Source organism: Aeromonas sp. QDB54, assembly GCF_027707385.1.
Classification (GTDB): Bacteria; Pseudomonadota; Gammaproteobacteria; order Enterobacterales; family Aeromonadaceae; genus Aeromonas; species Aeromonas hydrophila.
On sequence record NZ_JAPCIT010000062.1, the window covers coordinates 1 to 2,678 of the forward strand.

Annotated in this window: 2 protein-coding genes; one reads left to right on the top strand and one right to left on the bottom strand. The window is 57.5% G+C overall.

From position 1 onward, the window contains the following. Positions 1 to 473: 473 nt before the first annotated feature. On the bottom strand, positions 474 to 2,378 hold the full coding sequence (locus PG881_RS23720; RefSeq protein WP_270803274.1) for a CHASE domain-containing protein: 1,905 nt from the start codon (positions 2,376 to 2,378) through the stop codon (positions 474 to 476). Here PG881_RS23720 and PG881_RS23725 point away from each other — a divergent pair. Next, a partial coding sequence (locus PG881_RS23725) for a hypothetical protein (protein WP_270803276.1) occupies positions 2,359 to 2,678 on the top strand: 320 nt, incomplete at its 3' end. The two genes, PG881_RS23720 and PG881_RS23725, sit on opposite strands and share 20 nt — an antisense overlap.

Consider the following 2,678-nt stretch of genomic DNA (forward strand, 5'->3'; position numbering starts at 1 on the left):
ATGGATACCGTGTCTCCTTTCCCGGGGAATGGCTATGGCACAGCGAAGGTGTAGCACTATTGGGATCAGTTATTTAGAGGTTGCCGGCGAGGCGTCAGAAAATGCTGGAATCGGCCCTATCCTGACGCGGCCCAAGGTTCCGGCCTGACGCCTAGTTAGGGCGTACTTCAACTGGACGTTCGCGGCGGGCCTACGTTGGGTTTTGGTTCCATTGCTCCCCAAATCCCGAATAGGGAGCAGTGGAACAGGAAACGCACTTAAGCCAAGTCGGCTTAGCGTACGATTCTTCCCGAATTCTGCGGCTTCCCTTTCCAGCCCTTGGCGGTCATCTGTGGGGCCAGTTGCTCGAAGCAATCGGCGGTCAATGCCTGATCGGTCGTGATGGACCAACTTCATGCGTGGACGCTGTCGCCGGCAACACAAGATCTGGAGTTGTCGATCAGGGTGCGTTTAAACGCTACGGGAACGCAGAGCTACACCGAGCCGCTATCCTGATGCACCAAGGCTCCATTCTTGGAGCCTTTCTTGACCTGATACATCGCCTGATCGGCATGCTCGCTGAGCACCTCGATGGTCGCTCCATGCTGAGGGTAGAGCGCGATACCGACACTAATGGAAATTCGTGCTTCGCCACCCGCAGGCAAGGGGATTGGTCGGCGGACCTCCGAGATGAACAGGCTGGCCTTTTTGAGCGCCTCCTGTTCGTCGCTGACGTGTTGCAGCAAGGCCACGTACTCATCGCCTCCCACCCTGGCGAGCGTGTCGGAGGCACGGATGCAACACAGGAGACGGCGGGCCACGGTCTTTAGCACTACATCCCCCGCTTCGTGGCCATGGGTGTCGTTGACCGACTTGAACCCATCCAGATCCATGAACAGCACAGCCAGATGCGTGTTCTCGCGCTCTGCCAATGCAAGCGCCTGCTGTATGCGGTCACCGAGTAAGACCCGGTTGGGTAGATCGGTCAATACGTCATGATGCGCTCGATGGTGATAGGTATCCAGCTCCTGTCTGGACCGGCTGATGTCCTGATGGGTACCGTACATGATGAGAGGCTTGCCATCCCGATCCCATTTCCCCACCTTCCCGCGGTCCAGCACCCAGATCCAGTGCCCATCCTTGTGGCGCATTCTGGCCTCACACTCGTAGAACGGTAACTCCCCCGCCAAGTGCTGCTTGAGCAGCTGTTCTGACTTTTGCAGATCTTCCGGATGCGTGAGCTTTACCCAGGTGACGATGGAGATCGGCTCAAGCTCTTGGAGCTTGTATCCAACGATCCTCGCCCATTCCTCATTGAAGACGGTTTCACCGCTCTGGACATTCCACTCCCAGGTGCCGACCCGGGTGCCTTCAAGAATGGCGCTCAATCGAGACCTCTCCAGAGACAGGTCTTCTGTCATCGCGCGGGCCGCCGCTTCTGCCCGGGACCGACCCGACACCAGCAAAAACATCAGCCCAGCCAGCATGGCACTGAGCAAGACACCGGTTACCGCGATCACGATCGGTAGCCCTCTGTCCACCCGTTGCAGAAGGCTCGTGCTGCCATGAACGCGAACGGTCCAGGTTTGTCCCATCATGCGCAGCCGATGCACCGATTCAAACCCTGGACGGATATCGGTACGCCCTGAACTGCCAAAGTGAGTTCGTGTCGCTTCAACCATCTCTTCGCCGTCGAAGATGTCGATGATCAGGTCACGCTCCTGCTCTCCGAGGAGACCATGCAGGAAGTCTGTCATGCGAAACGGTGCATAGACCCAGCCGCGCAGTTGTTCCCGGCGCTCTGCTACGGTTGCCGCTGGCTGGTCAGTAGCGTAGATCGCCTGGTAGATCAGGAACCCCGACTGCTCCTGAACCCCCGTTTCCTGCTCGAGACGCACATGCCCCGAAAGCGCGATGGCACCCGTATCTACCGAGCGCTGCATGGCCTCGCGCCGCACGGGTTCTGAATACATGTCGAAGCCGAAGGCACGCAGGTTGCGTCCCGAAAACGGCTCCAGATACACGATCGAGGAATACAGGTCTCGTTGGCCTGCTGGTTGCACCGTGTAAGAGGGAAAGCCTTCGGCGCGGACCTGATCGATGTGGGTTTGCAGATCGGCAGGCCGGATGGCCCTGGCGAAGCCCACGCCTTGGATGCCAGGCAGGTACTGGTCCAGAGCCTGGCGATCGGAATACCTTCGGAAATCTTCACGTCCGACATCATGATGCACACCAAAGAACCCGGCCGTGCCCCGCAGGACCTGCTGGTAGGTGGCCATGCGGTTCTCGATGCGCTCAGCAGCCTCCCGGGCGCGGAAGTCGAAGTAGACCTGTTGTCGTTGATCGATGGACTCGACGATGAGTTGGTAAAGCACTACGGTGGAGCACAGGCCGATCAAAAAAACCACAAGAGGGATTAGCCTCGGCGACAGTCGGCTTGGTTTGCCAGAGGGGATCATTCGCTATGCCTTCTTGTTGATTTTCCAAAGCTTAAAATTAAACGCTACCATAAACAGCAACAACAGCAACTCTCCGAAACTCTTTCCTGATTTCTTCTTCTTCCTTGCGAGCTTGGATCTTGGCTTCACGCTCGGGCGTGCTCATTCCTTCGTAGCTGACTCCTGTAGTGGTCAACTAAATCCGGACACACAGTTAAGCCGATTTTCGGCCTCTGCTGGCGGTATCCCATCATTGTGTTG